The organism is Gilliamella sp. W8136 (assembly GCF_016101285.1).
Taxonomy (GTDB): Bacteria; Pseudomonadota; Gammaproteobacteria; order Enterobacterales; family Orbaceae; genus Gilliamella; species Gilliamella apicola_N.
In genome coordinates this window covers 43885-49884 of sequence record NZ_JACFQU010000020.1, presented here as the reverse complement: position 1 = coordinate 49884, position 6000 = coordinate 43885, and the positions used below count along the sequence as shown (strand labels likewise).

Below are 6000 nucleotides of genomic sequence, written 5' to 3'. Positions count from 1 at the left end.
CACCACAGTTGCCATTGGCTAAAGGTGAATGAGAATCCTTTCCTTTATCCAGTTCACCATAAATTATTCTATCTTCTAAATCTTCCGCTTTTTTTTGTTTTTCTTTACTTATTGTTTCTGTTTGTTCTGTATTTTCTAAATTACCGGTCATTGTTTCTTCCATTATTCATTCTTATTTATTTTAGTTTTTTATCGATAAAAACTCTTGTCTATCTATCGCTTGAAATCTTTCTGCTAAGCTTCCTTCATTTAACTTAGCTTGATCTATAGCCATTTTTAATGTGCTATTACTAAGTAGATTACCATAACGAAGTGTCATTATTGTGAAAGTTCGTTGATCATTTAAATTGGTTAAACCGTAAGAGCAAACTCTGTGATAGGCTCTGGCCAAATCGAGTAAATTAATTTGGGTAGTTTCTTTATCAAGCTTTATATAAATATTTGCTTGTGATAAATAGATATCAAAAATCTTTTTGATATGTTGATTATAAAATTTTGCATCTTCACTCAAAAAGATAGTTGATGGATTCGGTTTGTAACCTAAATTATTAATAGTTTCGATAGTTTTATTAACCGTTAAATAACTGTAACTTACAAAACTGCTCAATAAATCAGCCAAAAATTCTGGGCAGATTAGATTACCTTGATGCAACAATTGCATCCGAAACGGCTCATAAAAAGGGACAAATATTGATCCTAAAAACTGGGTTAAATGCATACCAATTTCAGATAAAATTTTAGCCACAATTTTAGGCTCATATTGACTCACTAGCCAGCAACATACATAACGTTTGCTTTGCAATATCTCACCTTTTGCCTCAATCAAACTAAAATGTAGTAATCGGTTTTCAAGCTCTTGGTTTGGTTTACCAAGCGTTATTAATTGCGGGCAAGCGTCTAAGTCATAAGCTAAATCTTTTCTGACAACTGGTGTAACGGCTTGTTCGCCATATAAATCTTTTATATTATTTAACCCAACAAAATCAAGTTCACTTACCGATGTGAGTGGATCAAGCAATAAGTAACGATAATATTTTTGGTTATTTTCATTATCTAGCAGAGCAATTAATTGTTGCTTCATTACCCTTTCTCCTTACATGTACTACCTGCTGGTAATTCAGGTAAACTGCCATTGTAACTTAATGGACTTATCACACCAAAGCTAGCAACATGCGCTTCAATATCACCAGGAGCCATAAATTTTATAGTGCCGTTTTCCAATACAATACCAACACCGTCACACGCAAGAGTAAGTTTTTTCTTTGCTGAGATAATGACTTCACTGTCAGTACTTGTAATTTTCATATCTTGTTTAGAAGTTAACAGCATTTCTTCATTTTGTGCTTGGATATCTACATTACCTTTTGATGCAAATATTTTTATACCCATAGCATTGGCAAAAAGGCTAATCATATTGCCAGCGGTTACCATAAAACGTTTAAAGGCGTTGACATCAATACTGCTTTGCGCTGTTTGAATAATGTTTTCACCCGCAGTTTGCTGGATTGAACTTGGAGTCACATCAGCTATCCCAGAAGGTGAGTAAGTTAATATTCCTGGTTGTTTTAATTCTTGTAAGCTTTGTTCAAATAGCTGTTTTTGTGTTTGTAAATCAGAAAGTTCGGCTTGAGCCGCTTGTGCCAATTCATTAAGCCTTTTCACCATTTCACTGGCTTGTGCAAGCTCACTAATGGCACTATCCATTTGTAACTGTTTATTACCCGCTTTTACTTGTTCTTCACTGGTTATGTATAACCCTTTACCTGCTCTTATCGCCCCCCATTCATCGGTACGTAGCTCTAACCCACTACCTCGCTGTTCTTTTTTTTCATTAACCAGATGACCAAGGTTAAGTTGAGTTTTGCCGAATTCTGTTGCCAGTTTTATATGCTCTTGCCCGCGTTTGTCATCCATTCGCAGTTTATTATTAGCTGGAGTGCGTATCACATTGCGATGTTTGTTGATAGTGGTAACATGGTCTGGATGGCTACTGTCATGCATAGCATGAGCAATATAAGGACGATCTGGATTACCATTAGTGAACGCTACGGCGACTTCAGTGGAATCGATAAGGGGAAAATGAAAGCCATATGTATCACCAGCATACGGTTTTGCCAATCTGACCCATAAACTTTCCTCACCTTTTTTCCAATTTTTTAAATCAAAATTGAATTTAATACGATAGCGGCCTTGGGTATCAATATAACCATAAGTATCATCATTAGGACTTGTTACCCTTGCAGGTAAGGTGCCACTTACTTGTGGCCATGGCAATGGTGCAGGACGATACGGTTTAAGGCCATCATAAGGTATAGCCGTGAATTGTGTTTGATAAGAATCAGTTCGATTACCCGTACAATTAGTCGAAACAATAATAATACCGTCTTTTATATCTGCAATTGGACAATCTTCAATTGTGATATGTTGACCAGGAATGAGTTTATAGTCATTACATTTTCCTGAAATAATGAGTTGTTCGCTCATGTAATGTTGATGTCTTATGTGTGCATACCAACTACCACTTTCAACTGTCTGTGCATCACCGAGCGATTTATGATGCTCTTCGTAACGATAATCTTGACCACGGGTAGTAGTATCATTTGGTTGACTGTTATCACTGCCATAAAGTGAACTGTCAGCCATACGATAATTGTAATCATTAACACTAACTTGGTTAGGTTTTGTTTTACTACTGAATTGTAAATCCCATACACTATATCGCTGACTGTCATTTAAACCATTTGGTTGCTTAATAATAGTACTTCCAGCATCTTGGTATCCTTGTTCATAATCACTGATGACGATAGTATCGCAATTATGTTCTAAATGAGTACTAATATAAAAATAAGCACCTATGTCTGCCAGTAGTCGTTGAATGAAAGCTAAATCACTTTCTTGCCACTGAGTAATAAATTCTCGAATAGGATAGGTTTGGTTTAATTCGAAGCGAAAATCAACACCTGTAAAATTATGATTACGCAAAACCTCTTCCACAACATCGATCACACTTTTATTTTGGAATATTGCGCTTTGATGGTTGTTAGCCAGTAATGCTATTCGTGGTTCAAGTATAACTTGATAATGTGCTTCGTCATTGCTAATTGAAATTAAACTAAACTCAGTGATAACACCATAGATGGTTTTGGGTTTGTCACTTGCTATTGATGAACCGATGTTAATCAATTCATTAGGTAAATTGGCAGGGTGAAAAGTCAATGAGGCAAATTGACTAAGCACAGATGCAATAGCGATTTGTTTATTTTGGCTAGTAAAATGTATGGTATACTGCCAAGGTTGATTTAGATGTTCATGACCTTCTATCGATAATATTGAAATTTGAGAAGTTTCAATATTTTCAATTGATAGAGAATAGTTATTATGTGAAAAATTACTAACTAAAGAAGAAAAGCTATCGGCAACTACTCCTTTTATCTCCTTTATATCCATGTTGGGATCCTTGGTTAATTCAAAAAACGGTTGATATAGTCCAATTAAATATTATTTAATCAAAAAACAAACAGATGATATAAATAATACACAACCTCAAATTGGACGGTCAATGATTTTGTAAATTTTTTTTACATTTTGTTAATAATTTGATAGCTAATATTAAAAATAATTCTTGTGATCATGACGTTATTTGAGTAAATGAATTGAGCTTTTAATTTATAAAATTAATAAAGTTAAAGTTCTCATGAACATCAAAAGCTCTAATTTCAGCCACTTATATCTGATTCATTAATTTTATCAATTAAAAATTCAACAATTTGCTTTAATAAATAATTTTTCTATCTATCAATGCGCATTATTGAGTCTTTAATTGTCAATTTTATCGGTTTTTGAATGAAATTCTTATTCAGAATTTTTGATTGGCTTATTGTTTATTTGTGAAAAAGAACCATAATTAAACGGTTCTTTGTTAATGATTTATATGGATGGATATTAAATATTTTATTTGTGATCTCGTTTTTGACAAAATTAAATCTGAAATTTGAGGAACAATTTTTTTAATAAAGAAGTGATTAATTATTTTTTTACTTAAATAAATCCGTTCTCTTTAATCTAAACTGTTAATTGTCCACTACCATAAAACGTCGATTCTCGGTAACAATTTGTAAAAAGATAGGTAAGCTGATTTTTTCATTTTTCAATTGTTTACCCGTTAAATCATAAACTTTAGAACGACCATATTCATCGATAACAATAGTTTTATCTTTATAAAGTGCGGCAATTTTATTTTCATTACCTGCAATAATCCATTGTTTCGAGATTTGACTAAATAAATTATTACCCTGACTATATTTTTGTGGAGATGTTGTTACATTAAATGCATCTTGCATCAATGTCGGCAATATATCTATTTGTGAGGTAATATGATTAACTTTAAGACTTTCTTTACCTGGCCAAGAAATAATTAATGGTACTTTTAGATATTCTCGATTAAAGTTATTAACATCATTACGTAAAGCTGTTTTTTTAACTTTATCAACTTTTATGTCGTTAGTTCCTGCAATAATAATAATAGTATTATCAAATAGGTTTGACTGTTTTAAATGATCAATTATCGATTTTAAATATTGATCGAGCTTCATCGCATTGGATTCTAATTCAGCTATTGGCATTTTTTTATTTTTGTTACCCAGAGAGTATTGGATAACAGAAAACAATGGCGCATGGTTATTTAACTCATTTTGTTTAGCATACCATGTGATCCAATTATCTGTTGTCTGTTTGTTATTCTTTTTTATAGGATCAGGCAAGGTAAAATTAGACAATAATGCATAACGATAAAGAGGTTCCGAAAATCCTTCTGTTGAAAATAAGCCTAAGTTATAGTGCTGCTGGTTGACTACTTCAAATAAAATAGATGTTTTATGACTGGTTAAAATACTGTTGTAATAATTTGGATCTAAACCATAAAATAGTGAAAAATCGTTTAAATAAGCTTGATTGCTTGAAGCATAATTATTACCAAAGTAAATATTACTTTTTGCAAAGTCATTTAACCACGGCATATTTTCCGTCAGTAAACTATAGTTCCAACCATCAATAACTATCATAAGCACATTTTTTTTCGATACTTGTGTATCGTCAAAAGTAATGCGATCTAATGGATATTCAATTGCAAGTGCAAACGGATTGCCTTCTTGAGTAATACGATTGCGATAGTCATTTTCTTCTATAAAACCGTAACGTTCAAGAAAATGCCGAGCCGTCAACGGGTAAGAAAGAGGCAAACTTGACCGTTGCATGGTTATTGGCCTATAAAAGTTGGCATCAGCCCAAATATGAATTAAGTGGGAAGAGACAAAACTTAGCATAAAAAGAATGACTATAGGTCTAGCAAAACATTTTCGCTTACTTAAACTGCGTAATTTTTTCCAACTCCATGTTGCAAACAATATTTCTAAAAGTAGAATGAATGGAATAATAATCAGGTTAGTACTTAAAAATGAGGCTTTTTGCGTTGTTAACAATTGCCAAATCGATAAATTAAGATGCATCCTAAATTGCGTAAACACTTCAATATCAATTAGAAGGAGTGCAATACCCAATGTTGCAATGATTATGGCAATCATTCGTTGCCAACAAGCCGAACGAATAAAAAAGCTTAACGGAAAAAGTAAGATCAGATAAACAATAAATGTTAAAAAACTGAAGTGACCAATTGCGCTAATAATTGCATAAAATCGTCCCATAAAAGTACGAGGCCAATCAGCAATAAATAAATATTGACTTCCCAAAGCAATTACGACAAATACATTAAACAATGTAAACCAATGACCCCAACTGACAATTTGTGTGGTCTGTTCATCTTTGAAGTGGTTACTTTTAAGTTTGAGCATATTTAATCGTTGGTAATGATGAGATGGTAAGTACATATTAATTTGTGGCATAGTTTACCTGATTTTAAAAAATCTTTCTGTAATTTTTTTATTCGTTAGCATAAAGATTTAGGTAACTTGTTGGCGTTATAATCGATACTTGTTATAATTCTCG

At 32.6% G+C, this 6000-nt stretch carries 3 protein-coding genes; all 3 read right to left on the bottom strand.

Features of this window, described 5'->3' with window-relative positions; all coding sequences use genetic code 11:
- Window positions 1–181: 181 nt before the first annotated feature.
- The 3 genes from H3T96_RS13160 to H3T96_RS13150 all read right to left on the bottom strand — a co-directional run bounded on the left by H3T96_RS13160 (window position 182) and on the right by H3T96_RS13150 (window position 5897).
- On the bottom strand, window positions 182–1081 hold the full coding sequence (locus H3T96_RS13160) for a hypothetical protein (protein ID WP_144093154.1): 900 nt from the start codon (window positions 1079–1081) through the stop codon (window positions 182–184).
- A complete protein-coding gene (locus H3T96_RS13155; RefSeq protein ID WP_144093156.1) occupies window positions 1081–3447 on the bottom strand; it encodes a type VI secretion system Vgr family protein in 2367 nt (788 codons plus the stop codon). Before H3T96_RS13155 ends, H3T96_RS13160 begins: the two co-directional genes overlap by 1 nt.
- 623 nt (window positions 3448–4070) lie before the next feature.
- The gene (locus tag H3T96_RS13150) at window positions 4071–5897 is read right to left on the bottom strand and encodes a DUF3413 domain-containing protein (RefSeq protein WP_144093158.1); all 1827 of its coding nucleotides are present in this window, start codon (window positions 5895–5897) and stop codon (window positions 4071–4073) included.
- Window positions 5898–6000 lie beyond the last annotated feature (103 nt).

Excerpts from the sequence above, each read along its gene's own strand:
- H3T96_RS13155 (WP_144093156.1), bottom strand. The coding sequence starts at position 3,447 with ATGGATATAAAGGAGATAAAAGGAGTAGTTGCCGATAGCTTTTCTTCT.
- H3T96_RS13160 (WP_144093154.1), bottom strand. The coding sequence starts at position 1,081 with ATGAAGCAACAATTAATTGCTCTGCTAGATAATGAAAATAACCAAAAA.
- H3T96_RS13150 (WP_144093158.1), bottom strand. The coding sequence starts at position 5,897 with ATGCCACAAATTAATATGTACTTACCATCTCATCATTACCAACGATTA.